General features: G+C 65.7%; 29 protein-coding genes and 1 pseudogene. 8 read left to right on the top strand and 22 right to left on the bottom strand.

What is annotated here, in order from left to right:
• Positions 1 to 587 (top strand): annotated as a pseudogene (locus ACZY0B_RS14665) (dihydrodipicolinate reductase); the annotation flags it as partial.
• Here ACZY0B_RS14665 and ACZY0B_RS14660 read toward each other — a convergent pair.
• On the bottom strand, positions 584 to 1,435 hold the full coding sequence (locus tag ACZY0B_RS14660; RefSeq protein WP_463764843.1) for a helix-turn-helix transcriptional regulator: 852 nt from the start codon (positions 1,433 to 1,435) through the stop codon (positions 584 to 586). The pseudogene ACZY0B_RS14665 and the gene ACZY0B_RS14660 sit on opposite strands and share 4 nt — an antisense overlap.
• A gap of 75 nt (positions 1,436 to 1,510) precedes the next feature.
• Between ACZY0B_RS14660 and ACZY0B_RS14655 the strand changes: the two genes are divergently transcribed.
• Complete coding sequence (locus tag ACZY0B_RS14655; RefSeq protein WP_463764854.1) at positions 1,511 to 2,155, top strand: class I SAM-dependent methyltransferase; 645 nt, start codon at positions 1,511 to 1,513, stop codon at positions 2,153 to 2,155.
• On the opposite strand, the gene ACZY0B_RS14650 is transcribed toward ACZY0B_RS14655, so the two are convergent.
• Positions 2,131 to 3,384, bottom strand: a complete 1,254-nt coding sequence (locus ACZY0B_RS14650; protein ID WP_463764842.1) for a zinc-dependent alcohol dehydrogenase — start codon at positions 3,382 to 3,384, stop codon at positions 2,131 to 2,133. The two genes, ACZY0B_RS14655 and ACZY0B_RS14650, sit on opposite strands and share 25 nt — an antisense overlap.
• The gene (locus tag ACZY0B_RS14645) at positions 3,381 to 4,157 is read right to left on the bottom strand and encodes an SDR family NAD(P)-dependent oxidoreductase (RefSeq protein WP_463764841.1); all 777 of its coding nucleotides are present in this window, start codon (positions 4,155 to 4,157) and stop codon (positions 3,381 to 3,383) included. The genes ACZY0B_RS14650 and ACZY0B_RS14645 overlap by 4 nt, the downstream gene beginning before the upstream one ends.
• A gap of 107 nt (positions 4,158 to 4,264) precedes the next feature.
• Here ACZY0B_RS14645 and ACZY0B_RS14640 point away from each other — a divergent pair, with 107 nt between their 5' ends.
• The 3 genes from ACZY0B_RS14640 to ACZY0B_RS14630 are packed head-to-tail and all read left to right on the top strand — an operon-like array spanning position 4,265 to position 7,079.
• Positions 4,265 to 5,233 carry a class I SAM-dependent methyltransferase gene (locus ACZY0B_RS14640; RefSeq protein ID WP_463764840.1) on the top strand — a complete coding sequence of 323 codons (969 nt, stop codon included), beginning with the start codon at positions 4,265 to 4,267 and terminating at the stop codon, positions 5,231 to 5,233.
• Complete coding sequence (locus ACZY0B_RS14635) at positions 5,230 to 6,144, top strand: class I SAM-dependent methyltransferase (RefSeq protein WP_463764839.1); 915 nt, start codon at positions 5,230 to 5,232, stop codon at positions 6,142 to 6,144. Before ACZY0B_RS14640 ends, ACZY0B_RS14635 begins: the two co-directional genes overlap by 4 nt.
• 20 nt (positions 6,145 to 6,164) lie before the next feature.
• The gene (locus ACZY0B_RS14630; protein WP_463764838.1) at positions 6,165 to 7,079 is read left to right on the top strand and encodes a class I SAM-dependent methyltransferase; all 915 of its coding nucleotides are present in this window, start codon (positions 6,165 to 6,167) and stop codon (positions 7,077 to 7,079) included.
• Between the two features lie 6 nt (positions 7,080 to 7,085).
• Here the strand turns inward: ACZY0B_RS14630 and sppA are convergent, their stop codons facing one another.
• Positions 7,086 to 8,888: a signal peptide peptidase SppA gene (gene sppA, locus ACZY0B_RS14625; protein ID WP_463764837.1), complete on the bottom strand. Its 1,803-nt coding sequence runs from the start codon at positions 8,886 to 8,888 to the stop codon at positions 7,086 to 7,088.
• Positions 8,889 to 8,927: 39 nt separating this feature from the next.
• Between sppA and ACZY0B_RS14620 the strand changes: the two genes are divergently transcribed.
• Complete coding sequence (locus ACZY0B_RS14620) at positions 8,928 to 9,854, top strand: LLM class flavin-dependent oxidoreductase (RefSeq protein ID WP_463764836.1); 927 nt, start codon at positions 8,928 to 8,930, stop codon at positions 9,852 to 9,854.
• Here the strand turns inward: ACZY0B_RS14620 and ACZY0B_RS14615 are convergent.
• Entirely contained in the window at positions 9,851 to 10,762 is a 912-nt protein-coding gene (locus ACZY0B_RS14615) for an alpha/beta hydrolase fold domain-containing protein (RefSeq protein WP_463764835.1), read from the bottom strand. The genes ACZY0B_RS14620 and ACZY0B_RS14615 overlap by 4 nt on opposite strands.
• Positions 10,763 to 10,857: 95 nt before the next feature.
• Here ACZY0B_RS14615 and ACZY0B_RS14610 point away from each other — a divergent pair, with 95 nt between their 5' ends.
• Positions 10,858 to 11,457 carry a TetR/AcrR family transcriptional regulator gene (locus ACZY0B_RS14610; protein ID WP_463764834.1) on the top strand — a complete coding sequence of 200 codons (600 nt, stop codon included), beginning with the start codon at positions 10,858 to 10,860 and terminating at the stop codon, positions 11,455 to 11,457.
• Here ACZY0B_RS14610 and rplO read toward each other — a convergent pair.
• The 14 genes from rplO to ACZY0B_RS14540 all read right to left on the bottom strand — a co-directional run bounded on the left by rplO (position 11,454) and on the right by ACZY0B_RS14540 (position 20,408).
• Positions 11,454 to 11,897, bottom strand: a complete 444-nt coding sequence (gene rplO / locus ACZY0B_RS14605) for a 50S ribosomal protein L15 (RefSeq protein ID WP_463764833.1) — start codon at positions 11,895 to 11,897, stop codon at positions 11,454 to 11,456. The two genes, ACZY0B_RS14610 and rplO, sit on opposite strands and share 4 nt — an antisense overlap.
• The gene (gene rpmD / locus ACZY0B_RS14600; protein ID WP_463764832.1) at positions 11,894 to 12,076 is read right to left on the bottom strand and encodes a 50S ribosomal protein L30; all 183 of its coding nucleotides are present in this window, start codon (positions 12,074 to 12,076) and stop codon (positions 11,894 to 11,896) included. The genes rplO and rpmD overlap by 4 nt, the downstream gene beginning before the upstream one ends.
• Positions 12,073 to 12,750, bottom strand: coding sequence for a 30S ribosomal protein S5 (gene rpsE / locus ACZY0B_RS14595; protein WP_463764831.1), 678 nt, complete (start codon positions 12,748 to 12,750; stop codon positions 12,073 to 12,075). The genes rpmD and rpsE overlap by 4 nt, the downstream gene beginning before the upstream one ends.
• A gap of 22 nt (positions 12,751 to 12,772) precedes the next feature.
• On the bottom strand, positions 12,773 to 13,141 hold the full coding sequence (gene rplR, locus ACZY0B_RS14590; protein ID WP_463764853.1) for a 50S ribosomal protein L18: 369 nt from the start codon (positions 13,139 to 13,141) through the stop codon (positions 12,773 to 12,775).
• 38 nt (positions 13,142 to 13,179) lie between these two features.
• A complete protein-coding gene (gene rplF / locus ACZY0B_RS14585) occupies positions 13,180 to 13,719 on the bottom strand; it encodes a 50S ribosomal protein L6 (RefSeq protein ID WP_463764830.1) in 540 nt (179 codons plus the stop codon).
• Positions 13,720 to 13,729: 10 nt separating this feature from the next.
• Positions 13,730 to 14,128 carry a 30S ribosomal protein S8 gene (gene rpsH / locus ACZY0B_RS14580; RefSeq protein WP_463764829.1) on the bottom strand — a complete coding sequence of 133 codons (399 nt, stop codon included), beginning with the start codon at positions 14,126 to 14,128 and terminating at the stop codon, positions 13,730 to 13,732.
• 85 nt (positions 14,129 to 14,213) lie between these two features.
• A complete protein-coding gene (locus tag ACZY0B_RS14575) occupies positions 14,214 to 14,399 on the bottom strand; it encodes a type Z 30S ribosomal protein S14 (protein WP_463764828.1) in 186 nt (61 codons plus the stop codon).
• Between the two features lie 4 nt (positions 14,400 to 14,403).
• The gene (rplE, locus tag ACZY0B_RS14570; protein ID WP_463764827.1) at positions 14,404 to 14,967 is read right to left on the bottom strand and encodes a 50S ribosomal protein L5; all 564 of its coding nucleotides are present in this window, start codon (positions 14,965 to 14,967) and stop codon (positions 14,404 to 14,406) included.
• Complete coding sequence (rplX, locus tag ACZY0B_RS14565; protein ID WP_463764826.1) at positions 14,967 to 15,284, bottom strand: 50S ribosomal protein L24; 318 nt, start codon at positions 15,282 to 15,284, stop codon at positions 14,967 to 14,969. Before rplX ends, rplE begins: the two co-directional genes overlap by 1 nt.
• Positions 15,285 to 15,653, bottom strand: coding sequence for a 50S ribosomal protein L14 (gene rplN, locus ACZY0B_RS14560; RefSeq protein WP_085233453.1), 369 nt, complete (start codon positions 15,651 to 15,653; stop codon positions 15,285 to 15,287).
• A gap of 269 nt (positions 15,654 to 15,922) precedes the next feature.
• Positions 15,923 to 17,416, bottom strand: a complete 1,494-nt coding sequence (locus ACZY0B_RS14555; protein WP_463764825.1) for an HNH endonuclease signature motif containing protein — start codon at positions 17,414 to 17,416, stop codon at positions 15,923 to 15,925.
• A gap of 73 nt (positions 17,417 to 17,489) precedes the next feature.
• Positions 17,490 to 18,446 (bottom strand): DUF4436 domain-containing protein, encoded by a 957-nt coding sequence (locus ACZY0B_RS14550; protein WP_463764824.1) that lies wholly within the window; start codon positions 18,444 to 18,446, stop codon positions 17,490 to 17,492.
• Positions 18,447 to 18,581: 135 nt separating this feature from the next.
• Positions 18,582 to 19,481 (bottom strand): formylglycine-generating enzyme family protein, encoded by a 900-nt coding sequence (locus ACZY0B_RS14545; RefSeq protein ID WP_463764823.1) that lies wholly within the window; start codon positions 19,479 to 19,481, stop codon positions 18,582 to 18,584.
• 42 nt (positions 19,482 to 19,523) lie between these two features.
• Positions 19,524 to 20,408 carry a DUF4436 domain-containing protein gene (locus ACZY0B_RS14540; protein WP_463764822.1) on the bottom strand — a complete coding sequence of 295 codons (885 nt, stop codon included), beginning with the start codon at positions 20,406 to 20,408 and terminating at the stop codon, positions 19,524 to 19,526.
• A gap of 484 nt (positions 20,409 to 20,892) precedes the next feature.
• Here ACZY0B_RS14540 and pstS point away from each other — a divergent pair, with 484 nt between their 5' ends.
• The gene (gene pstS / locus ACZY0B_RS14535; protein ID WP_463764821.1) at positions 20,893 to 22,020 is read left to right on the top strand and encodes a phosphate ABC transporter substrate-binding protein PstS; all 1,128 of its coding nucleotides are present in this window, start codon (positions 20,893 to 20,895) and stop codon (positions 22,018 to 22,020) included.
• A gap of 13 nt (positions 22,021 to 22,033) precedes the next feature.
• Here the strand turns inward: pstS and ACZY0B_RS14530 are convergent, their stop codons facing one another.
• The 3 genes from ACZY0B_RS14530 to ACZY0B_RS14520 all read right to left on the bottom strand — a co-directional run bounded on the left by ACZY0B_RS14530 (position 22,034) and on the right by ACZY0B_RS14520 (position 26,099).
• A complete protein-coding gene (locus ACZY0B_RS14530; protein WP_463764820.1) occupies positions 22,034 to 22,960 on the bottom strand; it encodes a DUF4436 domain-containing protein in 927 nt (308 codons plus the stop codon).
• 87 nt (positions 22,961 to 23,047) lie between these two features.
• Entirely contained in the window at positions 23,048 to 23,701 is a 654-nt protein-coding gene (locus tag ACZY0B_RS14525; protein WP_463764819.1) for a hypothetical protein, read from the bottom strand.
• A gap of 46 nt (positions 23,702 to 23,747) precedes the next feature.
• On the bottom strand, positions 23,748 to 26,099 hold the full coding sequence (locus tag ACZY0B_RS14520; protein ID WP_463764818.1) for an arylsulfatase: 2,352 nt from the start codon (positions 26,097 to 26,099) through the stop codon (positions 23,748 to 23,750).
• Between the last annotated feature and the right edge of the window lie 94 nt (positions 26,100 to 26,193).

Raw genomic sequence — 26,193 nt, 5'->3', positions numbered from 1 at the left:
ACAGCGTCAAGCTCGTCGAGACGTTGGACTGCACCACCTACCCGGTGCGGGAAGTCTGGGCAGTGCTCGGATTCGGCAGACCGCCGCGTCAATCGGTGACGCAGATCGACCCGGCGACCCTGCGCTACGGCCTCGGTTACTTCGAGACGCTGGACATGGTCGCCCGCATGCTGGGTGCCGAACTCGACGCCAAGGAAGCATTCGTCGAAAATGCGTTGTTGACAAAGGATTTAGATCTCGGGTGGGTGGACTACGCGGCCGGCACCGTTGGCGGCCAACGCCGCACCTATCGCGGACTGCGCAACGGGCGCCCGGTGGTTGAGCTGGCGATCTGCTGGACCATGAGCAGCGATGCGCTCGATCCTCAATGGGTTGACCCCGAGGGTTTTAGCGTGGTGATCGAAGGTGAACCACATGTCGACGCCATGATCCGGTTCGGCCGTCCGGGCGAGGACGCGATGACGGTATTGATGGACAGCACGGCCGTCGCGGCGGTCAACGCCATACCTTTCGTCTGCGATGCGCCGCCAGGCGTCATCACCCCAATTGATATGCCCATCATCGGGTCTCAGGGCGCGTTGGTCTAGGTAGCTCGCAGGCGCCAATCCCGTGGCGACATACCGTGCTCCCGGTTGAACAACCGGCTGAAATAGCCGGGATCGAAAACCCCGACCCGCCGGCCGATCTCGGCGACTGGAAGATCCGTCTGCTCTAGCAACATGCGGGCATCGGCCATGCGGCGTTCGATGATCCACTCCTGGACGGTGCGCCCGGTGCGGCGGCGCACCACCGTGGTGAGATGCCCTGGCGTCATGCCGACTTCGCTCGCGACGTCGCGCAGCGACAACGCCTCGGCGTGACGCCGGTCGATCACCGAGAACACGTCGGCCAGCAGCGGTTCCCCGCTGCGCCTCAGATCGGCGACCACGTCGCGGGCCAACCGCGCGAGCTCGATCAGCAGTAGGGTCAGGTGCGCCAGGGCCGCCTGCCGATGACCCTCCTGCCGGGCAGTGAGTTCGGTTTCTATCGAGCCGATCACGTTGTCCCACATGGATTGTCGAGCAGCGGGCACCTCCAGCCGCAGCACCCCACCGGAATGCCCGTGCAGAAACGGGAAGAGCAGCGGATGTCCCCGCCACGCCGGCCATGGCGATCGACCGTCCTCGCCCAGCGCAGCTGGGTCGAAGAACACCGCAACACCGGCATCGAGGTTTTCCAGCTGCCCCGGATCGAGCACCTCGCCGGGGGCGGCCACGTACACCACGCCCGCCGCGGGGACGTACCACAGCGCCGGGAAATCGTGGATGTGACGGCCCCGCTCGCCGAGGTCGCCCAGGTGGCGGTGCACCGACACCGGAGATGTGTCCGGGTCGGTCCGATATTGGTAGATGGGCACACCGCCGCGGTGCCCGATCAGCCGAGCTGCCTGCGTCATGGTTGCAAAAGATAATCCTACTTTTGGCGATGATCACCCAATTCTAAGGTAAGCCAGGGGTTCATTATGGATTATGTGACGAAACATCATCCACATGACTACTTGCCGGCTGCCGGTCACGATGCGTTTCTGCCCGCCTACGACTTGATCGCACGCGTGCTGGGCTTCAACAGTGTCTATCAACGGCTGGTCGCCCAAGCGGATATCACCGAAGGTCTTCGAATCCTGGAAATCGGCTGCGGTACCGGCAATCTCACCGTTCGAACCAAACGCACCCATCCCTCGGCGGACGTGACCGGTTGCGACCCGGACCCGCGAGTGTTAGCGGTTGCGAATCGAAAGGTGGCCCGACTGACCGGCATTCGCTTCGAACAGGGTTACGCCGAACGGCTTCCCTACGCCGACGGCGAATTCGACCGGGTCCTGTCGTCGATGATGTTGCATCACATCAGCGACGATGCGAAGCCGGCGGCCGCGGCGGAAATATTTCGGGTGCTGCGTCCGGGCGGCAGGCTGCACCTGGTCGACATCGGCGGCGACACGACCAGCGGCGGCTTGATGGCGCGGCTCATCCGGCACAATCACCACGTGGCCGGCAACCTCGGCGACGCCATTCCCCGACTGCTTCGTTCCGCGGGGTTCGACTGCACCGAGCTCGGCACCGAGCGGCACCGCTTCGTGGGGCGACTCACCTACTATCGCGCCACCCGCCCCGTCTGACGCTGGTCGATGGCGACCTTGATTGCGCCGCTTTCGGCCTGGTTGGCGATCGCCAAAAAGGCCTCGCGCCACCGGTCCAGCGAGAAGGTGTGGGTCAGCATCGGCCGCAGGTCCACCCGGCCGGCGGCGACGAGGTCGAGGTAGTGGGCAATCGCATGCTTGCGCTGCCCGTCGACCTCCTCGAACCCGAAGGCATTGGACCCGACGAGAGCGATCTCCTTGAAATACAGCGGACTCCACTCCCAGCGGCCGGGGGCGTGGACACCGGCCTTCACCAGCGTCCCCCGCGAGCGCAGCACCCGCACCCCGACCTCGAAGGTCTCGGGCTTGCCGACGGTGTCGTAGACGACGTCGACCGCTCCCGGGTGGGCCATCGGCAGCCCCAGCAGCGGTTGGCGCAGCCTGCCACCGCCCCAGGCGGCCAACTCTTCGATCAGGGCCAGGCGCGGTTCGTGCGCAAGGACTTTGGCGGCGCCGAACCCCCGTGCGACCGCGGCCTGGGCGTCGAAGCGCGCCACCACGGCCACCGCCGCGTCGGGATAGAGCGCCCGCAGGATCGCGACCGCGCACAGCCCGAGCGAGCCGGCCCCGTAGACCAAGACCCGGCCCGAGCGCGGCGGCGGATGGCGGGTGATCGCATGCAGCGACACCGAAAACGGGTCGGCGAACACGGCCAGCTCGTCGGGAATCGACTCGGGAACAGCGAACAGCATGCTGTCGTGGGCGGGCATCAATTCGGCGTATCCACCGGTCACGTCGGCCGACACCCCGGTGTGGATGCCCGGCTTGATGTCGCCGTCGGTGAAACTCCAGCACAGGCTGTAGTCGCCGCTTTCGCACGCGGGACACACCGGCTCGATACCGCGCGGCCCGCAGGACAGCCAAGGGTTGAGCACCACCCGCTGCCCCACCTCGAGCCCGCGAGCCTTGGGCCCAAGGGCCACCACGTCGGCGACCACCTCGTGGCCCATCACCTGCGGGAAAGAGCAGAAGCCGCCCATCGCGTTGTCGGCGTCGCCCTCGCCGAAATCCATCAGTATCTGCTTGGAATCCGACCCGCAGATGCCGGTCAACCGCGGCCGGGTGACCACCCAGTCCTCATGCGGCAGTAGCGGATCCGGCAGCTCCCGCAGCGCGGTCGGGGTGCGGGCCAAGTTGGCCGTGAGCGTGTTGGCGTCCCCGGGCAGCTCGAATGGTTCCGGTGCCACGCCGTAGACCAGCGCCTTCATCGCGGCGCCATGCCGGCCACGCCGGCGATGAAAGCGTCGAGGTCGGCATTCTTGGCGTCGACGACCGCCTTCATGTCGGGCACGTAGTGCTCGAACTGGTCGCTGCCCAGCGCGGCGATGATGCCGTCGGCCACTTCCTCGGCGGCGACCTTGGGCCCTTGGTAGAGCGGTTCCTCGCTGCCCGGCTGATCCCAGATCTCGGTGTCGACCGGGCCCGGCTCGATCAGTTTGACCGCGATCCCGGTGCCGTGCAGATCGACAGCCATCGCCTCACTCCACCCGCACAGCGCGAACTTACTTGCACAGTAGGCGGTTTCGTGGATGATACCGAGCCGGCCGCCGACGCTCGAGATGTTCACGATCAGGCCCGAGCCACGCTCCAGCATCCGCGGCAGCACGGCCAGTGTCAGCCGCATCGGGGCGAAGAAGTTCACCCGCATGACGCCCTCGACCTCGTCGGGATCGAGCTCGGTGACCGGCCGCCGTTTCGGGATGGCCGCGTTGTTGATCAGCACGTCGATGCCGCCGAGTCCATTCCAGGCCTGCCGTGCGAGCTCCCCGACGGCTTCGGTGTCGCCCAGGTCGGCCACCCACATCGCCGAGTCCGGCGACGTTCGCCGGCAGTCCGCGAGCACGTCGCCGAGACGGTCGCGCCGACGGGCGATCAGCCCCACGACCGCGTGCTGCGTGGCCAATTGCCTGGCCAGCGCCGCCCCGAGCCCCGCCGAAGCACCCGTGATGAGCACCCGTTTCCCGGCCGCCGTGTACGCCATCCGTCAAGGTTGCCCCCAATCGCGGGAAGCGTACAGTGGTGGAAGCTTGTTATATTGGCTAAGTATTAACGAAGGTAAGCTAAATAGATCCGATCAGGGGGCATCCGATGACTTCCACCAGCTCCACCAGATACGAGGGCGACACCTGGGACCTGGCATCCAGCGTCGGGGTGACCGCGACGATGGTCGCGGCCGCTCGCGCGATGGCCAACCGGGCCGAGCGTCCGCTGATCAACGACCCCTTCGCCGAGCCGCTGGTCAAGGCCGTCGGCGTGGACCTGCTGACCCGTCTGGCCAGCGGGGAACTGGACCCCGCCGAATTGAACGACGTCCACGACGGGGCCTCGGCATCCGGGGGGTCGGCCGGGGCGATGTCACGCATGGCCGACAACATGGCCGTGCGCACCAAATTCTTCGACGAGTTTTTCACCGACGCGACGAAGGCAGGCATCAAGCAGGTGGTGATCCTGGCTTCCGGGCTCGACTCCCGCGCCTACCGATTGGCTTGGCCCGCCGGCACGGTGGTCTACGAGGTCGACCAGCCGCAGGTCATCGAATTCAAGACCCGGGCCCTGTCCGACCTGGGTGCCGCACCGACCGCCGACCGCCGCGTGGTGGCAGTCGATCTGCGCGACGACTGGCCCACCGCGCTGCGCACCGCCGGCTTCGACCCGGCCCAGCCGGCAGCGTGGAGCGCCGAGGGCCTGCTCGGGTATCTGCCTCCGGAGGCCCAGGACCGTCTGCTGGACACCATCACCGCGCTCAGCGCGCCGGGCAGCCGGCTGGCCACCGAGAGCGCGCCCAACCCCGAGCCCGGCGAAGAGGACAAGCTCAGGGAGCGCATGCAGGTCATCGCCGAACGCTGGCGCGCGCACGGTTTCGATCTCGACATGGCGGGGCTGGTCTACTTCGGCGATCGCAACGAGGCGGTTCCGTATCTGGCTGATCGCGGGTGGCGCTTGACCAGCAGCAGTATCCGGGAGTTGTTCGCGGACAACGGACTTGACCCGCTCGAGGACGACGAGGTGCGGATGGGCGAGATGCTCTACACCAGCGGAACCCTGGACAAGAAATGAGCACCGATACGGGACGCACCGAAGGCGACAGCTGGGACCTGGCCAACAGCGTGGGAGCGACGGCGACCATGGTCGCCGCATCCCGCGCCGTGGCGTCACAAGGACCCAATCCGCTGCTTGACGACCCACTTGCCGATCCGCTCGTCCGTGCCGTCGGATTGGACCCCTTCATCCGCATCATCGACGGGGAGATCGACCTCGAGGACGACGCGCTGCTGAACCGCACCGCCCGGATCCACCAGATCGCCGTGCGGACCAGGTTTTTCGACGAGTTCTTTCTGGATGCAACGAGGACGGGCGTCACACAGGCGGTGATCCTGGCATCCGGCCTGGACACCAGGGCCTACCGATTGCCATGGCCGGCGGGCACCGTGGTCTACGAGATCGACCAGCCGCAGGTCATTGCGTTCAAAACCGACACGCTGGCCGGCATCGGCGCCGCTCCGACCGCCGACCGCCGCACGATCAGCATCGACCTGCGGGAGGACTGGCCTGCGGCGTTGCGGGAGGCGGGTTTTGACGCCACCCGGCCCACCGCGTGGAGCGCCGAAGGGCTGCTCCCCTATCTGCCGCCCGAGGCTCAGGACCGGCTGTTCGACAACATCACCGAACTGTCCGCGCCGGGCAGCCGGCTGGCCACCGAGCACGTCCCCGACCCCAACGCCTTCTCCGACGAGCGTTTGCAGCGCATCAGCGAGCGCTGGCAGAGCTTCGGGTTCAACCTCAACGCGGCCGACCTGTTCTACCGGGGCGAGCGCAACATCGTCGCCGACTACCTGACCACCCACAACTGGGAGGTCACCGCCCACTCCGCAAAGGAGTTGTATGCGCGCAACGGCTTCGATTTCCCCGAGAACGAGCTGAACGCTGCCTTCGCCGACATGAGCTATGTCGCCGCGACGCTGAAGTAGGGCTTGGCTAGGGTCGTCTCATGCCTCGCGCACACGACGATAATTGGGATCTGGCGTCCAGCGTGGGCGCGACCGCAACCATGGTCGCGACCGGACGCGCCATGGCGACGAAAGATCCCCGCGGTTTGATCAACGATCCGTTCGCCGAACTACTCGTACGCGCGGTCGGGGTGGAATTCTTCACCAAGATGATGGACGGTGAGCTCGACCTCGCGGCCGTCGAAAACGCCACGCCGGTTCGCATGCAGTCGATGATCGACGGAATGGCGGTACGCACCAAGTATTTCGACGACTACTTCCTCAACGCCACCGCAGCTGGCGTGCGCCAGGTCGTGATCCTCGCGTCCGGATTGGACTCACGCGCCTATCGATTGCCGTGGCCCGCCGAGACGGTGGTGTACGAGATCGACCAGCCACAGGTAATCGAGTTCAAGACAACCACTTTGGCGGATGCCGGGGCCCAACCCACCGCTACCAGACGCACCATTCCGATCGACCTGCGCCAGGATTGGCCGGCGGCCCTACGCGCCGCCGGATTCGACACCAGCACGCCGACCGCCTGGCTGGCCGAAGGTCTGCTGATCTACCTGCCGCCGGAGGCCCAAGACCGGTTGTTCGACAACATCACCGCACTCAGCGCACCGGGCAGCACCATCGCCACCGAATTCGTACCGGGCATCGTGGATTTCGATGCCGACCGGGTGCGGGAGATGTCGGGGTCCTTCAAGGACCACGGCGTCGACATCGATATGGCGTCGCTGGTCTACGCCGGGGAACGCAACCACGTCGTCGATTATCTGGGTGCCAAGGGCTGGGCCGTCGAGGGTGTGACGCGCACGGAACTGTTCCAGCAGCACAACATGGATGTCCCGCCACCGGAAAACGACGACCCACTCGGCGAGATCATCTTCATCAGCGGCCGCCTCACCGGCTAGAAGCGATTAGAAGCGCGACTCCCCCAGCCACAGCACACTGGCACCGTTGACCGCCTGCTCGAGGTTGGCCACGATCGCGGCAACCGTGCGGCCGAGCAGTGCGCCCAGCGCGTCCGGCAGCGACGCGGCGGCCGGTTGCGAGGACGCCCGGGGTCGCACCAGCTGACGCAACGACGATCCCGGATAACCGGCGACCCTCACTTCGGCGTCCTCGTCCAGGCCGGCCAGGACTTTGGCCCGGCGCACCGCGGTTCGAAGGCCGCCGAGTTCGTCGACCAGGCCACGCTCGAGAGCGTCGGCACCCGTCCACACCCGTCCTTGGGCAACGGCGTCCACGGCTTCGGTACTCAGGTTGCGGCCTTCGGCCACCCGCTGCACGAAGTCGGCGTAGATCAAGTCCGCCTCGGCCTCACGATCGGCCCGCTGCTGCGCGGTGAATGGCACATCGGTTGACCACGCGTCGGCATTGGCGTTGGTACGCACCGCATCTGACACGACTCCGAGGCGCTCCTTGAGATCCCGGAACACCAGCTTCCCGGTGATCACACCGATCGACCCGGTGATCGTGCCCGGGTTGGCAACGATCACGTCGGCGGCCATCGCGGCGTAGTAGCCGCCGGAGGCGGCCACCGAGCCCATCGATGCCACCACCGGCTTGCCGCGTTCGCGGGCCCGTGCCACCTCGCGCCAGATGGTCTCGGACGCCGTGACCGAGCCGCCGGGGCTGTCGATCCGCAACACGATCGCCGACACGGAGTCGTCGCCCGCCGCCTCCCGCAGGGCCGCCGCGATGGTGTCACCGCCGACGCTCGAGTTGCCGAACGGCAGGAACTGGGGTCCACCGCGTCCGTTGACGATCGGCCCTTGCAGGGTGATCACCGCGAAGGTGGGCTTGGACCGGCGGCCGGGAATCGGTGGAGCCGGCGGCACCAGCCGCGACCGGGACGCGGCGGCATAGCGCGCCAGATTGAGCCGCGGCGCCAGCTTCTCCGGGTCGGCCTCGGACTCGCCATCGTCTGCTGAAACACCCTCCACACCAATCATTTCCGCGATCCGGGTGTGGGCCTGATCCCGGAAGCCGATCCGGTCGATCAGGCCGGAGGCCACGGCGTCATCGCGCAGCAGTGGGGCACGGTCGGCAACCGAGTCGAGCGCAGTGGAATCGATGTTGCGAGATTCGGCGATCGCGTGCCACGCCTGGTCCTGCAGGCTTTCCAGCATTCGGGTCACTGCTTCACGGTGGGCGTCGGTGAACCCTTCCTCGGTGAAAACGTTTGCCGCCGACTTGTATTCACCTCTGGCGACGAACTCGGCGTCAATTCCCGCCTTGTCGAGCGCGGTACGCAGGAAGTTCGCATTGCTCGCGAAGCCGATCAGCCCGACGCTTCCCGAGGGCTGCATCCAGACCTCGCCGAACGCCGAAGCCAGGTAGTAGGACAGTGTGCCCGGATAGGTCTCGGCCCACGCCAGCGACGGCTTGACGGCGGTGAACGCCGCGATCGCCTCGCGCAGCTCCTGGACGGCCGCCGGCGGCGAGGCGTCGAGCTGCACACGGGCGATCAGCCCGGCGACCCTGGGGTCCTCGGCAGCGCGATGGATCGCGGCGACCGCCTCGCGCAGCCGCATCGGTCGCTGCGCCCCGGTGACCAGCGCTATCGGGTCGAAGCCCGCCGTTTCGGGCGGCACCGACCGCAGGTTGAATTCGAGCACGCAGCCGTTGGGTACGCCGTGGTGGCGGACCGTATCGACGCGGTCGGCCAGGGCACGGACGTCGTCGACACCGGGCAGAGAAGGCAGAAAGGCAAACATGCTCTGCAGCGTACCGATCGACGACCGTAGGGTGAGTTCGTGAGGTTCTCGATCGCCATCCCACAGTTCGATTACGGCGCCTTCGACGCGGCGGAGCTGCGCTCATACGTGTTGCGCGCCGAGGAACTCGGGTTCGAAGGGATCTGGACGCTCGAGCAGACCATCGGCCGGGGGCCGTTGCTGGCACCGTTGGAGCTGCTTGCTTATTGCGCGGCTTACACGGAGCGATTGCGGCTGGGGGTGGCCGTGCTGGTGACGTCGCAGCACGAGCCGCTTCAGTTGGCCTCGGCGGTGACGACGGTCGACCGGATCAGCCACGGCCGGCTGGACATCGGCGTCGCACCGGGCCGTGGCGGCCCCACGCTGGCCGCGTTCGGCGTCGAGAAGGACACCTTCATCTCCTATTTCACCGAGGGCCTGAAGTTGATGAAGGCGGCCTGGTCCGACGAGCCGACGGTGACATTCCACGGCCGGTTCCGGGATGTCGACAATCTCCCCTTCCAGCCCAAGCCGGTGCAACGCCCGCACCCGCCGATCTGGTTCGGCGGTATGGCCCCCAAGGCCCTGGCCCGGGCGGTGCGCCATGGTGACGCATTCATGGGCGCGGGCGCGTCGAGCACCGAAGCGTTCGCCGGCGCCGTCTCGATCGTGCGCCGCGAGCTCGACGAACAGCAGAAGGACCCGGCGCACTTCCCCATCAGCAAGCGCGTCTACCTGATGGTCGACGATGACCCGGCCCGCGCCCGCGAGCGGGTGCTCGACGGGCTGGGCCGCCTCTACGGCCAGATGCCCGGCATCGAATCGTTTCCGGTGTCGGGCACACCCGACGACGTCGCGCGCGGCCTGAAAGAGGTGATCGACGCCGGCGCGCAGACCCTGCTGCTCAATCCCCTCGGCCTCGACGTCGGAGAAAATCGCGAGCAGATGGAACGCCTTGCCGCCCAAGTGATTCCCCAGCTGGCCTAGACAGCGCCAAGTTTCTTCTGCAGCCAGGCGCCGATCTCGGCGATCGCCGCGTCGACCTCAGGAACCCAGCCGGCACCGATGATGAACGAGTGCTGACCGCCCTCGACCTCGCGCACCAAGACGTCATTGCCGGCCGCGTCGGCAAGGCGGGCGAACTCCGCGTCCTCGCCGGCGAGCACTTCGTCGCTGCCCCAGAACACCGCGATCGGCGGCAGGCCGGACAGGTCGGCGCCAAGCAGACTCACCCGCGGGTCCGCGAAATCCACGCCGGTTCCGTCCAGCCACGACGACCTGAAGAACTCCGCCAGTGGACGCGACAGCAGCCTGTCGGAATCCGCATTGCTGGTGTAGGTCTCGTCCGACAACGTCAGGTCGACCCACGGCGAGATCGACACGATCGCTCCCGGCAGTGCGGCCCCCTCATCGCGCAGCGCAATGGCCAGGCCGACCGCGAAGTTGCCGCCGATCGAATGTCCGACGCTGGCAATGTTTTCGGGCCGATAGCCCTGCTGCAACAGCCAGTTGTAGGCGTTACGTACATCATCGATCTGGGCCGGGAATTTGTGTTCCGGCGAGCGCCGGAAGTTGAGCACCAGGGATCGCGCGCCCGCCGCCTTCGCGAGGTGCGCCGCGGCCTTGCGGTCGGAGTGCATGGACGCGACGACGGTGCCCCCCATGTGGTTGTGCAGCAGCACGCGGTCCGGGTCGCTGTCGACCGGAATGCACCACAGTGCCTCGGTGCCGCCGGCGTTCACTTCGGCGTAGGTGACACCCGCGGGCTCCCTGGTGGCGACATGCATCGTCTCGATGACGTCCCGCACCGTTTCCAGGTCGAAGTTGGGGTTGGCGGATCGCGCGCTCAGAGCGCCGAAGAAGTCGGCGAACTCTTTCGCCTGCGTGCTTGTCATTGAATCGCCTATCGTCGAAGTTGTAGAATAACGATCGTTATCGTAACGGACGTTATCCTATGATGGTGTGAGCGTCAAGCCGAAGGGACCGACCAGTGAGATACCCAGCAGATCAGAAGGCACGCGCGCGCGACGCCCTGTTGCACGCCGGCACCCGGTCACTCAAGACGAGCGGATTCAACGGCGTCGGGGTGGACGGGCTGGCCGCCGCCGCGGGTGTCACGTCGGGTGCGTTCTATTCGAACTTCCCCAACAAGACGGCGATGCTCGAGGCGGTGATCGAAGCGGGGCTGGGTGAACCGTTCGTGTCGGAAACGGGCGCGATGACACCCGCCGAGGGGCGGGCGCGCCTGATCGCGTTTCTGCACGAATACATGAGCACCGATCACAGCCTCGACGCTGCCGAAGGGTGCGTGATGCCCGCCCTGAGCGCCGACGTATCCCGCGCCGAACCGGACGTCAAAGAGGCTTACCAGCGCAAGATGATCGCACTGATCGACCGGATCAGCGAACTGCTCGACGGAGAAGAATCCGACCGGCGGCAACGCGCATGGAGCATCGTCGCTTTGATGGTCGGATCGATCCTGATCTCGCGCGGCATGCCTGAGCAGAGCGAAAACCGAAGCGCGCCAATAGATTCAGCGCTTAGTACGGCATCCGCGCTGACGGACGCGGGGGCCGAGGCCGAAGGCTAGGAGACCTCGGTCGCCGAGCCGCCAGCGGCGGTGATCTTCTCGCGGGCACTGCCGCTGAACTTGTGCGCGGACACGTCGACCTTGACGGTCAGCTCGCCGTCGCCGAGGACCTTCACCAACGAGTTCTTGCGAACCGCGCCCTTGGCGACCAGCTCGGCGACGCCGATGGCACCGCCCTCGGGGAACAGCCGGCTGACGTCACCGACGTTGACGATCTCGTATTCGGTGCGGAACCGGTTCTTGAATCCCTTGAGCTTGGGCAGCCGCATGTGGATCGGCATCTGGCCACCCTCAAAGGTGACCGGCACGTTCTTGCGCGCCTTGGTGCCCTTGGTGCCACGGCCGGCGGTCTTGCCCTTCGAGCCCTCACCGCGACCGACGCGGGTGCGCGCCTTCTTCGACCCGGCGGCCGGCTTCAGGTCGTGCAGCTTGATGGTCATTTGGTCTCCTCCACCTCAACCAGGTGGCTCACCACCGCGATCAGCCCGCGGGTCTGGGGGTTGTCCTCGCGGAGGACCGACTGGCGAATCTTGCGCAGGCCAAGGGTGCGCAGGGACTCGCGCTGCTTCCAGCGCGACCCAATCGTGCCACGCACCTGGGTGATCTTCAGCTGGCTCATCGCTGTGCCGTTCCCTCTCGCGTGGCACTGGCGGCCAGCGCTTCACTTTCCCGTCGCGCCCTCAGCATCCCGGCCGGGGCGACATCCTCGATCGGCAGACCGCGACGAGCGGCCACCTCCTCCGGGCGCTGCAGCAGCTTGAGCGCGGCCACCGTGGCGTGCACCACGTTGATCGCGTTGTCGCTTCCCAGCGATTTGGCCAGGATGTCGTGCACCCCGGCGCATTCCAGCACGGCACGTGCCGCACCGCCGGCGATCACACCGGTACCCGGGCTGGCCGGGCGCAGCAGCACCACACCAGCCGCCGCCTCACCCTGCACCGGGTGCGTGATCGTGCCGCCGATCAGCGGGACCCGGAAGAAGCCCTTGCGTGCCTCTTCCACACCCTTGGCGATCGCGGCCGGAACTTCCTTGGCCTTGCCGTAGCCGACACCGACCATGCCGGCGCCGTCTCCCACGATGACCAGAGCGGTGAAGCTGAATCGCCGACCACCCTTGACCACCTTGGAAACACGGTTGATGGCGACGACCCGTTCCAGGTAGTTGCTCTTGTCGCCGTCGCGGTCGCGGCCTCGGCCGCCGCCGTCGCGTCGACCCCGGCCGTCCCGGTCACCGCGCGAGTCGCGGCTGTCGCGGTTGTCTGGGCCTTGGCCCCCCGCCGACTGTTCCGCCATTATGCGGTCCTTCCAGTAGTCATCAGAATTTCAATCCGTTCTCGCGGGCGGCATCGGCCAGCGCCGCGATCCGTCCGCCGTAGCTGTATCCGCCACGGTCGAACACCACGCTGTCGATACCGGCGGCCTTGGCACGCTCGGCGATCAATTGGCCGACCCGCACGCTGCGGGATTTCTTGTCCCCGTCCAGTCCACGCACATCGGACTCGATGGACGAGGCGGCGGCCACGGTGGTGCCGTTCTCGTCGTTGACCAGTTGCACGTGAATGTGCCGTGCGGACCGGTTCACCACCAGCCGCGGGCGCTGCGGGGTACCAGCGATCTTCTTGCGCAGCCGGGCGTGCCGACGCAGCCGGGAGACCCGGCGGGTTCCGGAAACGCTCTGCCCCACCGGCTTCCGCTCGGCTGTAGCTTGTTTTTGCGCCATGCCTACTTACCTGTCTTTCCGACCTTGCGGCGGACCTGCTCGCCCTCGTAGCGCACGCCCTTGCCCTTGTACGGGTCGGGGCGACGCAGGCGGCGGATGTTCGCCGAGATCTGGCCGACCTTCTGCTTGTCGATGCCGGTGACGCTGAACTTCGTCGGCGTCTCGACTGCGAACGTGATGCCCTCGGGCGCCTCGATCAACACGGGGTGGCTGTAGCCCAGGGCGAACTCAAGATTGGAGCCCTTGAGCTGCACCCGGTAGCCGACCCCGAAGATCTCCATCTTGGTGGTGTAGCCCTGCGTGACACCGGTGACCAGGTTGGACACCAGGGTTCGCGAAAGCCCGTGCAGCGAACGGTTTTCCCGCTCGTCGTCCGGCCGGTTGACCACGATCGCACCGTCTTCGCTGCGTGCCACCGTGATCGGCTCGGCGACGGTCAGGTCGAGGGCGCCCTTGGGCCCCTTGACCGAGACCTTCTGGCCGTCGATCGTTACGTCGACTCCGTTGGGAACCGGAATCGGCTTCTTACCAATGCGCGACATGGTTACCCCCTCACCACACGAACGCGAGGACTTCGCCGCCCACGCCCTGTCTGGCGGCCTGACGGTCGGTCAGCAGGCCCGAGGATGTCGAGATGATCGCCACGCCCAGCCCGCCGAGCACGCGCGGCAGGCCGGTGGACTTCGCGTACACCCGCAGACCGGGCTTGGACACTCGCCGCAGGCCGGCGATGCTGCGCTCCCGGCTGGGCCCGTACTTGAGCTGCACCACCAACGATTTGCCGACCCGAGCGTCTTCGGTCCGGAAATCGGTGATGTACCCCTCGCTCTTGAGGATCTGGGCGATGTTCGCCTTGATCTTCGAATGAGGCAGGGTCACCTCGTCGTGGTACGCCGAGTTGGCGTTGCGCAGACGCGTCAAAAAGTCTGCGATCGGATCCGTCATTGTCATGACAGCTTCTGTAACCTTCCTCGCGATGGTTCCCATTCGGGCCTGTCGCGCACCTGTTCTGGAGTGGTCTCTCGTCCTGTGCCTGTTACCAGCTGCTCTTTTGCACGCCGGGCAACTCGCCCGCATGCGCCATCTCGCGCAGGCAGATCCTGCACAGCCCGAATTTGCGGAACACCGCACGCGGACGACCGCACCTTTGGCAGCGGGTGTAGCCGCGCACCGCGAACTTGGGCTTGCGGTTGGCCTTGTTTACCAATGCCTTCTTAGCCATCTAGTCAGTTCTCCTTGAACGGAAAGCCAAGGGCCCGCAACAGCGCTCGCCCTTCGTCGTCGGTCGTCGCCGAGGTGACGACGTTGATGTCCATGCCGCGGACCCGGTCGATCTTGTCCACGTCGATCTCGTGGAACACCGACTGCTCGGCCAGGCCGAAGGTGTAGTTGCCGACACCGTCGAACTGCTTGGGCGAAAGCCCGCGGAAGTCACGAATACGCGGCAGCGCAATGGAAGTGAGCCGGTCGAGGAACTCCCACATCCGGTCTCCCCGCAGGGTGACCCGGGCACCGATCGGCATGCCCTCGCGCAGCTTGAACTGCGCGATGGACTTGCGGGCCTTGCGGATTTCGGGTCGCTGGCCGGTGATCAGCGCCAGGTCGCTGACCGCGCCGTTGATCAACTTGGCATCCCGGGCCGCGTCGCCCACGCCCATGTTCACCACGACCTTGGTGACGGTCGGGATCTGCATGACGTTGCCGTATCCGAATTCCTTGTGCAACGCATCGCGAATCTCGCTGCGGTAGCGCTCTTTCAGGCGCGGTTGCACTTTCTCTGCGGTGGTCATCAGATGTCCTTGCCGTTGCGCTTGGAGATACGGACGCGCTTACCGGTCTCCTCGTCGAGGCGGTAGCCGACGCGGGTCGGCTTACCGTCGGAGTCGACCACCATCACGTTGGAGACGTCGATCGGCGCTTCCTGGGTGACAATTCCGCCCGACCGGGCTCCGCGCTGGTTGGTGGAAACCGCCGTGTGCTTCTTGATCGCGTTGACACCCTCGACCAGCACGCGGTTGCGCTCCGGGTAAACCTTCAGCACTTTGCCTTTGGCGCCCTTGTCCTTGCCCGCGATCACCAGGACGGTGTCGTCCTTTTTGACCTTCATCTACAAAACCTCCGGAGCCAGCGAGATGATTTTCATGAATCGCTTCTCGCGCAGTTCACGCCCGACGGGCCCGAAGATGCGGGTCCCGCGGGGATCGTTGTCGGGCTTGATGATCACCGCGGCGTTCTCGTCGAACTTGATGTAGCTGCCGTCGGAACGCCGGCGCTCCTTGACGGTGCGCACCACGACGGCCTTGACGACGTCGCCGCGCTTGACGTTGCCGCCGGGGATCGCGTCCTTGACGGTGGCGACGATGACATCACCGATGCCGGCGTAGCGTCGCGACGAGCCACCGAGCACCCGGATACACAAGATCTCCTTGGCGCCGGTGTTGTCGGCGACCTTCAGCCGCGATTCCTGCTGAATCACTCGATCTCCTGACTGAGTTCACGTGTGCACGGCAGGAGAACACCTCGGAGAACCTCCGAAAAGCAAGGCCCACCACAAACCTGACGTGCGCGGTCTTTGTCACCGAAGGGCACGCGGGGCCTGTGACGCTTGCACGCACCGGCCGAGGTCTGCCCAAGGCAACCCCTAGAGTCTAGGTGAAGACCTGCTCAGCGCCAAATTCCGGCCGAAGCGGGATCAGCGACCAGCCAGCGCGCAGTGGGTCGCTCGCCGGGCGAGCGGATCGCCACCTAAAAAGGTGGTGGGTCGTCGTCGGTTTCCGGTGGGCCCGGCCCGACGTTGGCCAGGCGCTCGGCCCGCCGGGGTTTGCGCGCGTCGCGATTGTGTCGGCGTTCGGTGGCGATGCGGTGAGCGCGGTATTGCGCGCGGGTGCGGCGGCGTTTTGGCATCATCGCGGTCCGATCGCCGCAGTAGTCGATCGGCGGGTCCGCTTCCGGGGCCGGCACACCGCCCGTGGACAAACACAAACTCGGAAAAAGCAGCGCGCTGCCCGGTGTGGTGACATAGGTTCGCCCCGCGGGTGAGGTCAGAATCACCGTTCCGTCGGGCAACTGCGTATCACGCCACCCCCAAAACGTTTTGATCAAGTGATGTGTGCGGCAATAGCACTTCAAATTCGACGCGTGCGTCGGCCCACCCATTGCGTAGGGGATCGTATGGTCGAGATCGCAGTGCACCGCGGGGCGGTCGCAGCCAGGCCAGCGGCACGTCAAATCCCGGCAGCGCACGAAATCGGCCAGCGCCGCCGACGGCACATACCCCGGCTCGGGCAAGGCATCGACCGGGTGGATGAGTGGGACCAGCTTGGCGGACTGGGCCAGCTGCTCAATAAGTTCGGGTGTGATGAGACCGTCGGCGCTCACCTCGGATGCGGGCGCCGAGCCGAAGCCGTTGATCGAGGATTGCTCGGCAATCACGTGAATCACCACAGGTGTTGCGGCAGGCCGCTTTCCGGCAGCGCAGTCGGGCCGACCACAGCGACAGCCCAGCCGATCAGCCGCTGCCGCCAGCGCGCCCAAGGCGTCGGCGCGGCGCTGCTCACGGCTGCGGGGATCGTGCTCACAGACCGTGGCCGCCAGCGCATTCAATCGCTTGTCCAGAGCATGCGCATCAGGGCTGAACAGGCTGCCGTGGATCTCCGACATCCCGCCGTCGACATCCCCGATCCAGAGCTCCCGATCGGCGTGGCGCTGTTTGCGCCGCCGCACCGCGTCGGCGTCGGCCTGGACCACGATCTTGTCCACCTGCCCGGCCAACCGACTCAGCGTCATCGACGGCCACCGCGGCACCTTGACGGCCAACTCTGCATCCACCGCCGCCAACAACTCACGATCGGTAATCAAATCCGTGCGATACACGATCGTCTGAAACATGCGGTAGTCGATGTCTCCGGCTTTGAAGACGTCTGCCACCTTTGGCAGCCGCTCACGCATGGCGCGGGCATACCGCAGCCGACTCGCCGCCAGCCCTTGACCGATGCGCAACGCCGCTGCCAGCTCAGCAGCGACCGCCTCCTCGGTGTCGACGGCCCACGCCTCGGTGTCCGAGCAGCGTGTCAGCCGATAGGCCAACAAGTCGCCGATCGCGGCCAGTTGCTCGGCCGCCGCCCGGTTCTCCGCCCGCGACGACGAGCAAATCCGATCCACCAGCTCCGCCGACTCCGCCGTCGTCGATGGATACCGCCGCTCGAACAACTCATCGAACCAGGCCGCCACCTCGAACATGAGTTCGATTTTGCCATATCCGCCCGACACCAAACAGCCGAAACTTTCGGCCCGTGGACAACCGCGTCGCGGGTCAGTCCCCTTGCCGAACCCAGGAGAAGATGTAGAGGCTCATCGCCACCACCAACGCGATCAGCACCCATTGCACGACGGCCTGGTCGATCCAGGAACCCGGCGGTGGCGAACCCGGCAGGATGTTGCGCAGCGGGACGATCGCGAACAGCATCGCGGCATACCAAGTGCCGAACGGCGGCACGAACTTTCTCCTGCCCATAGCCATCGGAATGGCCACCAACAGCGCCAGGGTCGGCAGGGTGACCAGCACGACGCAGATGAAGATGTCGAAGACCAACGGCCCCTTGGCCCGCTTGAGGGTGATCACCAGCTGCGCGTCGTCCAGGCCGCGCGAGTTCACGTCGCTCGTTTCGTCGACGCGGTTGACGTCGACGTCCCAGCCATCCAGACCCCCGGTCACTTCGACGCGGGCGGGTATTTTTTTGCGATCATCGCCGGAGCCGATGATCGTGTCGGCCGAGATCTTCTCGGTTTTGTAGGTATCGAACGGCCAGTTGGCGGGATCACCGTGGGCTTCGATGGTGGTTTCCACCTGCGCCGGCGCCTTCCCCTTAGGGAATTGCAGATCTCCGAGGTCGCTCGTCGGATACAGGCGCACCGCGACGTCGGTCTTCAGCACGTCGAATCGATTGTCGTACAACGAATCCGGAGGATAGACGAGCACATCCACCTTGAGCCGATTCGCAGTGGTTTTGAGATCGTCCAGGCGCAGCTGCACGATCGTGTCATTGCCCCCACCCTGGCTCAGGTCCAGCGGCGGAAGCGGGCCCTCCGATCGCTGCAGATAGTGCACACCGAACAGCGAAAACCCGTAGGCACCGATGACTATCGCCAGAATGAACACGCCGAGTGAGATGCGCGGCCGGTGCCTGTTGAGAAAGCCGAACGGGCCCCCCGATTTCCGCGGCTTGTCCGGCTCGGGGGGCGCCGCAGCCTGCGGAGTTTCGGTGGTCATTGATCCCGGCCAGCAACGCGCTGGCGAAGTCCGGCAGTCAGGGGCGACACGGGCGAATGGTAGCGAATATCGATGTCGCCCGCGCAGCGAAATCCCTTGCCAGAGGGGCTTTTGTCACCTGCGCGAAAGGCGGCGTTAACGCAAGGCGGCAGTTTCGCGATCGGCCACGCAGCGAAACCCGATATGGGTGGTGGCGGTGTCCTGCGATTGCGGCGACCGGGCCGCCGGACGGTAGCGGTGGCAGTATTCCGGCGCACACAGGTGCGAACCGCCCTTCAATGTCTGGCTGACGGCCGGGTCCGCGGGTCCCGATGGCGCACAACAGGCCTTCGGCGGCTGATCGAGGCGATGGTGCGCGGAAAACTGGGTGGTGGTCCACTCCCAGACGTTGCCGATCATGTCGTGCAGCCCAAACCCGTTGGGCGGGAACATCTCCACCGGCGACGTTCCCACCCAACCGAGCGCACCGTCGTTGCGGTACGGGAAGCTGCCCTGCCAGGTGTTGGCCATCAGCTGCCCGTCGGGATGGGGCTCGTCGCCCCAGGCATAGGTGGTCACGCTCCCGCCGCGGGCCGCATACTCCCACTCGGCTTCGGTCGGCAGCCGGCGCCCGGCCCATCGCGCGTAGGCGGCGGCGTCCGGATACGCGACCTGTACGACCGGGTGATCGGCCCGGTCCGCGGCATCGCTGTCCGGTCCGAAGGGATGACGCCAATACGCGCCCGGCATCCAGTCCCACCATTGCCGCCAGTCCCGCAGGTCGACGGGGCCCGGCGTGGGACGGAAAACCATCGCGCCCGCGCGCAGCTCGCTGGGGCCCACCCCGGGGTATAGCGCCGGATCGATCGGCTGCTCAGCGACTGTGACATAGCCTGTGGCGTCGACGAATTCGGCAAATTGCGCATTGGTCACCGGGTGTCGCTCCACCGCAAACGCGCTCACGGTCACCGTGTGGATCGGAGCCTCTTCCGGATAGAAGCTCGTCGAGCCCATGCGGAAGGTACCGCCGGGGAGATCGACCAACTCGGTGAGCACCACTTCAGCGTAGGGCGCACCGAACCTGTCAAACCCCGCGCACTAGTCCGACTTCTTGTACCACGTGAACATGTAGGTCATCATCGCCGCGACGAGTGCGATCAGCACCCAGATCACCAGCGCTTGGTCGATCCAGGCACCCGGCGGTGGGGCCCCCGGCAGGAAATTGCGAATCGGGATGACCGCGAACAGCAGCGCGGCGAACCACCCGCCGAACGGGGGCACCAACTTCCGCTTACCGAGCGCCATTGGAACGACGACCGCCAGCGCCATGGCGGCCAGTGCGAAGAGGACCAGGCAAATTCCCAGATCGAAGATCAGCGGGGCCTTGGACCTTTGCAGGGTGATGATCACGCTGTCGCCACCTTCGCCGACCCGTTGAACGCTGACGTCCCAGCCTTCCAATTTTCCGGCCACCTCGATACGGGCGGGTTTGTATTTGCGGTCGTCACCAGACCCGACGAGTACGTCGGCCGAGAGGGTGTCGGTCTGGTAGGAGTCGAAGGGCCAGATCTCGGGGTCACCGTGGGCCTCGACCGTGGTGGCCACCTGTGCGGGCGACTTCCCCGCCGGATAGGCCAGGTCCCCCAGGTCGTTCGGCGGATCCATCCGCACCGCCGTGTCCTGTTTCAAGACGTCCAGGCGCGAGTCCCACATGGCCTCCTGCGGGTACACGAGCACCTTCACCCCGAGGCGATTGGCGACGGTCTTGAGTTCGTCGAGGCGTATCAGAACGACGGTGTCGTCGGCCGCGTTGAGATCCGGGGCCTTCAGGGGCGCCGCCGACTCTCCCAGGAGATGAAAGCCGAACAACGACAAGCCGTAGACCACAATGAGAGCAACGAGAACTCCCAGACCGAGGAGCAAGCGGCCTTTAGGTTTGGGCGGCGGCGGGGCGGCGTGCGTTGGCGGGGTCTGGGTGGTCATTGCGCACCACCGCGGCGGACGATTCGCAACGTACTCACATTCGCTGGGCGATTCCAGCTAACCGAAGACGACACAAACTCAGATGGTAGTCACCCCATGCCGATCGCGTGCGAAATGCGATTTTTCGCAAATTGGCTTGAGGTTCCCGTCACCGCGATAGGCCGTGCAATCTTCATTTCATCTGGTGTTTGTTTGCGCGTCGCTTCGATAGCTGTAAATGTCGAGGTGTGTCGAAAGCGGGGTGGACATGCACCCCGAAACCGGGCTCGCCGCCGATGCCGGGCGCCGTCGTGGTCGTCTCGGCTATGCGCACAAACCTGCCCGACATCTATGCCGCCGGAGACTGAGTGCACAACTGCCAGGCCCTGATCCGGTTTATGCGGTCACCCCAGGTCACGGCTGCCACGAAAAACGTCGCATCGCTAGACCTCGGCCACAGCCCAAGGCGGGTCTCACCACTGCCGTTCCTGAGGAGGCAATCAACGTGAAGCACAACAGACCGGCTGTCGCCATAAGCGTGCTGACCGCGGCCGCACTGGTGCTCTCCGGATGCGGCAAACCCCACACCTCTCTGTCTTATGCCAACGGATCGCGGGTGGATTGCGGCGGTAAACAGGACCTCACCGCGAGCGGTTCGACCGCGCAGGCAAATGCGATGAAGCGATTCGTCGATGCGTACGCGAAGGCCTGCAAGGGACAAAATCTCAGCTACACCGCAAACGCTTCGGGCGCCGGCGTCGCCGACTTCCTCGCGGGCAAGACCGATTTCGCCGGGTCCGACTTACCCCTGTCCGGTGACCAATACGCGGCTGCCAAGCAGCGCTGCGGCGGCGCCGATGCCTGGAACCTGCCCGTGGTGTTCGGCCCGATCGCTATCACATACAACCTCAACGCCATTGACTCGCTGGTACTCGACGCGCCCACGCTCGCCCGGATTTTCAACGGCAGCATCACGCGCTGGGATGATCCGGCCATCACCGCGATGAACGCCTCGATGCCGCCGGAGAACATCCACGTCGTCTACCGCGCCGACCCATCCGGCACCACCGCCCACTTCCAGGCTTACTTGCAGGCCGCGGCCGGCGGGGCCTGGGATAAGGGCACCGGCAAGATCTTCAACGGTGGCGTCGGCAGCAGCGCCCACGGCAACATCGGCACTTCGGCGGAGGTGAAGAACACCGAGGGCGCGATCTCCTACAACGAGTTGTCGTTCGCCATGGCGGAGGGACTGTTCGCCGCCCAGATCAAGACCCCGGCGAGCCGGAAATCCTTGCGCCCGGTGCGCATCGGCGCCGACACCGTCGGCAAGACCATCACCAACGCCAAGATCATCGGCAAGGGTAACGACCTCGTGCTGGATACCACATCCTTCTACAACCCCACCCAGCCGGACGTGTACCCGATCGTGATGGTCACCTACGAGATCGTCTGCTCGAAATATCCCGACGCCAACGTCGGCCAGGCGGTCAAGGCCTTCCTGCAGGCGGCCGTCGGCCCGGGCCAGGCCGACCTGGACAAGAACGGCTACATCCCGTTGCCGCCCGATTTCCAGTCGCGAGTCTTCACGGCCATCGACGCCATCACCTCTGCGCCGATAGCGAATGCGGGCTAAGGCTTTTCGGGCTCTAGGTCTTCGTCGGCGACTTTCGATCTCGATGCCGCCACCAGGCGGAGACGAAGATCGTCATGGCGGCGACGAGGCCTATCAATACCCATAGCACGATCGCTTGGTCGATCCAGGATCCATACGGAGGATTGCCGGGCAGGATGTTGCGCAGCGGGACGATAGCGAACAGCATCGCGCCGTACCAGGTGATGAACGGCGCAATGAACGAGGTCCTGCCCAAAGCCATCGGAATGGCCACCCACAACGCCAAGATCGGCAGGGCGATGAGCACCAGGCACACACCAACGTCGAAGATCAGCGGGCCCTTGGCCCGGTGCAGCGTGATGACCACATTGTCCAAGACATTGGGGTCGGCATCGTCAGGGTCGTGAACGCGGGTGACACTAGCGTCCCAACCGTCCAGCCTTCCGGTCACTTCCACACGGGCTGGCGCCTTTTCGCGGTTCTGGCCCGTTCCGGTGAACACGTCTGCCGCGATGACTTGCGTCGTGTATGAGTCGAATGGCCAGTTACCGGGATCACCGCGCGCCTCAATCGTGGTGGTGAGTTGAGCCGGCGCTTTTCCTACCGGGTACTGCAGGTCGCCCAGGTCGTTATCGGGATACAGTCGCACGGCCGCGTCGGTGGTCAACACCCCGAAGTTCTTGTCGTAAAGCGAATCTTTCGGGTAGACAAGCACATTCACCGTCAGGCGATTCGCCACGGTTTTCAGCTCGCTCAGGTTCACCTGCACGACGCTGTCCTCGGCCTCGACCTTGCTGAAATCCACGGCAGGAAGCGGCGGTGCCGATTTGGCCAACAGATGCACCGCGATCAGGGATAGGACGTAGACGCTGATGAGGGCTACCAGAATCCCGAAGGCGATCGCGATTTGCCGACCGCGCGAGTCGGGTTTGGGCGGCTGCGGCGGAGCTTCAGCAGTCATCGGACATCACCACCACGAGTAGAACGGATAGTTTGACGCCTTTCCCGGCAGGCACGGGGTCAGATGCTAGCAGTCGGGCACCCTGTTTCAGGGGATAACGACCGCAAATTGCTGCATCACCGTGGATTTCGCCGCGCTGAACCCGGGCGCACTCGCGGGCCCCTCCAGATGGACGGCCACCAGAAATGCCTTGGTGTTCGTCCAGATGTGGGTGATGCGATCGGCGAAGGCGACGCCACCGGCTCCGCCGAGGCTGCCGCTGAGCAACTGGCTGCTGTAGCCGCAGAATTGAGCCGCGTCAACGCTGACCTGCACGCCCGGCTTGGCGGTGCGCAGGTCGGCGCCGTAGCGCAAGAACGCCCCGCCGGGAGTGAGGTCGGTCGGGGTGATGGTCACCGTGGACGACAACCCGCCCGGCCCGGTCGCGGTCAGTGCCACATTTCCGGTGCCGGGGGCCGAGTTCCAGCCCGCGGGCAGCGGCACCGTGAGTTTGGGCGCCACCGGATCCGAAATCGAAGCCGTGGTCATCAGGCCCTTGCCGGTGGCCGACGGCAAGCACGCCAGGGCGTTGGGCGGAATGTGATCGGGCACTGTGGCCTCCACGCCGGGCACCGGCTCGGCAGGGTCGGACCGGCGCGTTGCGCTAGGCGTCGTCGTTGACGACGCCGTGGTGGCCGACCGAACGGCGTTGCCGCCGGTGGTTTTTCCGCACCCCGCGACCGCGCATGCCAGCACACACATCACGCCCGCCGCGGCAAGCGCGACAGGCTTAGCTCGCCTTCTGTGCTCAGTCGCGCGAAAATGCAAGCGCAAGTTCGATTTCCACGTCCTGGTAGGGCCGCCCGGACAGGTCGACGGTGACCGCTGCGATGGTGCCTCCGGTGAAGGTGAACGGCGCCTTGTAACGGCTGGAAACTCCGGAACCGCCGTTTCGGCCGACGGTGATACCGGCACCCGCCAACCCGAACGTTCCCGGGTGCGTGACCACCCCCGCGAGAGTCCCGACCACCTCGTCGCCGATGAACATGGTGACGTCACCCAGCGGTGTGTGGCTGTTCTCCACGGTTCCGGTCCGTACGTAGCTGACGCCGAGCAGGCGTCTGCCCAACGGCACCGCGCCCGAGGAGGAAACCAGCTGCTGGCGCTCGCCCAGAAAGTTGTAGACGTAGTGCAGGCGGCCGTCCTGGATGAAGAGCACGTGTCCGCCGTGCGCGCCGCCCTGCTTGAACAGCACCCCTTCGGCGCCGGCGGTATCCACGTGCACGTCGGCCAGCACGCCGAACGAGCGGCCGCGGATTTCGGCGGCGGCGCCGATTCCGACGTCCGCGCAATCCGGGTAGTAGACGTAGCCGGTCCGCTCCCCCACCAGATACGGCCGGAAGCGGGTCATGGTCTCCATCAGGTTCAGGTCCGACAACGGCAGACCGTTGTACTTTGCGGCCTCGGAAAACCACAGCGCCTTAAGCTCTTCCAGCTTCTCGGGTTGCTCGGCGGCCAGGTCGTGACACTGGCTGCGGTCGGCCTCGATGTGGAACAACTCCCACCTGTCGGCATCGAAGTGCGACCAGCCCGCCGGGGTGGCGGCGTGCACGGTGTTGGCGAACCAGCCGTTGTGCCAGATCCCGCGGGTGCCCAGCATCGTGTAGAACTGCGTCTGCTTTCCGGTGTTCGCGGTCGGATCCGCAAGGGCGGCTTTGAAGCTCACGCCGTCCAGCGGCTTCTGCGTGATGCCCTTGACGGTCTCCGGCGCTGTCATGTTCAGCAGGTCGTAGACGGTCGGAGTGATGTCGGAAACATTGACATAGGTGTCGCGAACCTCTCCGTGTGCCGCAATTCCGTTGGGCCACGAGATGATTGCCGAATCGGCGATACCGCCCTCATGCGAGGCGTAGCGCTTGTAGAGCTTGTAGGGCGTGTTGAAGGCCATCGCCCACCCGATCGGGTAGTGGTTGTAGGTCTCCGGTCCGCCGAGGTGATCGAAGAGCTTCATGCTCTCCTCGACGGTGTCGATGTAGCCGTTGAAGAACTTGCCCTCGTTCACCGATCCGTTCGGACCGCCCTCGCCGCTGGCACCGTTGTCGGAGATCACCACGATGATGGTGTTGTCCAGCTGGCCGGACTCCTCGAGATAGTCCAGGATGCGGCCGATCTGGGCGTCGGTGTAGCTCAGGAAGCCGGCGAACACCTCGCCCATCCGGGAAAACAGCTTCTTCTCTTCGTCGTTGAGCGAATCCCACGGTCGCACCGTGTCCTGCACCGGCCACGCCTCACCGTTGGGTCCCTTGACGTCCAGGTACGGATTGACCGGGGACAGCTCGGTGTCCGGCGGCACGATTCCCATCGACTTCTGCTTCTCCAGCGCGATCTCGCGGTAGCGTTCGTAGCCCATGTCGAACCGGCCGGCGTACTTGTCGGCCCACTCGGAGAAGACGTGATGCGGGGCGTGTCCCGCGCCGGGGCACACGTAGCTGAACCAGGGCTTTTCGGGCGCGATCACCTTGGCGTCGCGGATGAATTCGATGGTCTTGTCGGCGATGTCCTTGGACAGGTGGTAGCCGTCGTCGGGTGTGCCGGGCGGGTTCACCGGGTGGTTGTCGTAGACCAGGTCGGGGTACCACTGGTCGGTCTCACCGCCCATGAATCCGTAGAACCGCTCGAAACCGCGCGAGGTGGGCCAGTGCCGTTTCGTCGAGGCCATGCTGCACTCTTCGAGCGGGGTGAGGTGCCACTTGCCGACACAGTAAGTGTTGTAACCACGTTCGGCGAGAACCTCGGAGACCAGCGCGGTGTCGGTCGGGATCCGGCCGTTGCAGTTCGGGAAGCCATCGGTGAATTCCTCGATGGTGGCCATCCCCACCGTGGTGGCGTTGCGGCCGGTCAGCAGCGACGCCCGGGTCGGTGAGCACAGCGCGGTGGTGTGGAACTGCGATAGCCGGATGCCGCGCTCGGCAATCCGCGTCATGGCGGGCATCTCGACCAGGCCGCCGAAGCAGTCCCAGGTCGCGATGCCGGTGTCATCCCACACCAGATAGAGGATGTTCGGCGAGTTCTCCGGCGCGGTCGGCGCCGCGTACGGACCCCAGTCCGGCTCCGAATCGCGAATGTCCAGCTCGACCTTGCCGTTGAATTCAGGGGACATGCGCCGAGCGTAACGCCGCTGCGAGAATTCCGATCTTTTTTCGCAGTGGCGTTACGCCTCAAAGCGAAACGCCCGAGACCGTGAGGTCCCGGGC

The sequence above is a fragment of the Mycobacterium sp. IDUB_19 genome, from assembly GCF_055419445.1.
The sequence above is the reverse complement of the archived record's forward strand: the minus strand, read 5'-3'. Positions and strand labels throughout refer to the sequence as shown.

Excerpts from the sequence above, each read along its gene's own strand:
- ACZY0B_RS14550 (WP_463764824.1), bottom strand. The coding sequence starts at position 18,446 with ATGACCACCGAAACTCCGCAGGCTGCGGCGCCCCCCGAGCCGGACAAG.
- ACZY0B_RS14660 (WP_463764843.1), bottom strand. The coding sequence starts at position 1,435 with ATGACGCAGGCAGCTCGGCTGATCGGGCACCGCGGCGGTGTGCCCATC.
- rplF (WP_463764830.1), bottom strand. The coding sequence starts at position 13,719 with ATGTCGCGCATTGGTAAGAAGCCGATTCCGGTTCCCAACGGAGTCGAC.
- ACZY0B_RS14645 (WP_463764841.1), bottom strand. The coding sequence starts at position 4,157 with ATGGCGTACACGGCGGCCGGGAAACGGGTGCTCATCACGGGTGCTTCG.
- ACZY0B_RS14630 (WP_463764838.1), top strand. The coding sequence starts at position 6,165 with ATGCCTCGCGCACACGACGATAATTGGGATCTGGCGTCCAGCGTGGGC.
- ACZY0B_RS14575 (WP_463764828.1), bottom strand. The coding sequence starts at position 14,399 with ATGGCTAAGAAGGCATTGGTAAACAAGGCCAACCGCAAGCCCAAGTTC.
- rplO (WP_463764833.1), bottom strand. The coding sequence starts at position 11,897 with ATGACCATCAAGCTGCACGACCTGAAGCCGGCCGCCGGGTCGAAGAAG.
- rplX (WP_463764826.1), bottom strand. The coding sequence starts at position 15,284 with ATGAAGGTCAAAAAGGACGACACCGTCCTGGTGATCGCGGGCAAGGAC.
- rpsE (WP_463764831.1), bottom strand. The coding sequence starts at position 12,750 with ATGGCGGAACAGTCGGCGGGGGGCCAAGGCCCAGACAACCGCGACAGC.
- ACZY0B_RS14640 (WP_463764840.1), top strand. The coding sequence starts at position 4,265 with ATGACTTCCACCAGCTCCACCAGATACGAGGGCGACACCTGGGACCTG.
- rpsH (WP_463764829.1), bottom strand. The coding sequence starts at position 14,128 with ATGACAATGACGGATCCGATCGCAGACTTTTTGACGCGTCTGCGCAAC.
- ACZY0B_RS14525 (WP_463764819.1), bottom strand. The coding sequence starts at position 23,701 with ATGTGTGTGCTGGCATGCGCGGTCGCGGGGTGCGGAAAAACCACCGGC.
- ACZY0B_RS14635 (WP_463764839.1), top strand. The coding sequence starts at position 5,230 with ATGAGCACCGATACGGGACGCACCGAAGGCGACAGCTGGGACCTGGCC.
- ACZY0B_RS14650 (WP_463764842.1), bottom strand. The coding sequence starts at position 3,384 with ATGAAGGCGCTGGTCTACGGCGTGGCACCGGAACCATTCGAGCTGCCC.
- sppA (WP_463764837.1), bottom strand. The coding sequence starts at position 8,888 with ATGTTTGCCTTTCTGCCTTCTCTGCCCGGTGTCGACGACGTCCGTGCC.
- ACZY0B_RS14520 (WP_463764818.1), bottom strand. The coding sequence starts at position 26,099 with ATGTCCCCTGAATTCAACGGCAAGGTCGAGCTGGACATTCGCGATTCG.
- rpmD (WP_463764832.1), bottom strand. The coding sequence starts at position 12,076 with ATGAGCCAGCTGAAGATCACCCAGGTGCGTGGCACGATTGGGTCGCGC.
- rplE (WP_463764827.1), bottom strand. The coding sequence starts at position 14,967 with ATGACCACCGCAGAGAAAGTGCAACCGCGCCTGAAAGAGCGCTACCGC.
- ACZY0B_RS14615 (WP_463764835.1), bottom strand. The coding sequence starts at position 10,762 with ATGACAAGCACGCAGGCGAAAGAGTTCGCCGACTTCTTCGGCGCTCTG.
- ACZY0B_RS14555 (WP_463764825.1), bottom strand. The coding sequence starts at position 17,416 with ATGTTCGAGGTGGCGGCCTGGTTCGATGAGTTGTTCGAGCGGCGGTAT.
- ACZY0B_RS14540 (WP_463764822.1), bottom strand. The coding sequence starts at position 20,408 with ATGACCACCCAGACCCCGCCAACGCACGCCGCCCCGCCGCCGCCCAAA.
- ACZY0B_RS14530 (WP_463764820.1), bottom strand. The coding sequence starts at position 22,960 with ATGACTGCTGAAGCTCCGCCGCAGCCGCCCAAACCCGACTCGCGCGGT.